Source organism: Pseudomonas sp. DF5 (assembly GCF_058148225.1).
This window is the reverse complement of the sequence record NZ_JBYVYM010000072.1, coordinates 1-631: the sequence shown is the minus strand read 5'-3', so window position 1 is coordinate 631 and position 631 is coordinate 1. Positions and strand designations below refer to the sequence as shown.

The window sequence follows — 631 nt, the reverse complement described above, 5'->3', positions numbered from 1 at the left end:
ACCGCTCTTTAACAACTGAATCAAGCAATTCGTGTGGGTGCTTGTGGAGTCAGACTGATAGTCAACAAGATTATCAGCATCACAAGTTACTCCGCGAGAAATCAAAGATGTAACCAACGATTGCTGAGCCAAGTTTAGGGTTTCTTAAAAACCCAAAGATGTTTGAACTGAAGAGTTTGATCATGGCTCAGATTGAACGCTGGCGGCAGGCCTAACACATGCAAGTCGAGCGGCAGCACGGGTACTTGTACCTGGTGGCGAGCGGCGGACGGGTGAGTAATGCCTAGGAATCTGCCTGGTAGTGGGGGATAACGTTCGGAAACGAACGCTAATACCGCATACGTCCTACGGGAGAAAGCAGGGGACCTTCGGGCCTTGCGCTATCAGATGAGCCTAGGTCGGATTAGCTAGTTGGTGAGGTAATGGCTCACCAAGGCGACGATCCGTAACTGGTCTGAGAGGATGATCAGTCACACTGGAACTGAGACACGGTCCAGACTCCTACGGGAGGCAGCAGTGGGGAATATTGGACAATGGGCGAAAGCCTGATCCAGCCATGCCGCGTGTGTGAAGAAGGTCTTCGGATTGTAAAGCACTTTAAGTTGGGAGGAAGGGCAGTTACCTAATACGT

Annotated in this window: 1 rRNA gene; it reads left to right on the top strand. The window is 50.9% G+C overall.

What is annotated here, in order from left to right:
* Positions 1-164: 164 nt before the first annotated feature.
* Positions 165-631, top strand: a 16S ribosomal RNA gene (locus AC30D7_RS28745); the annotation flags it as partial.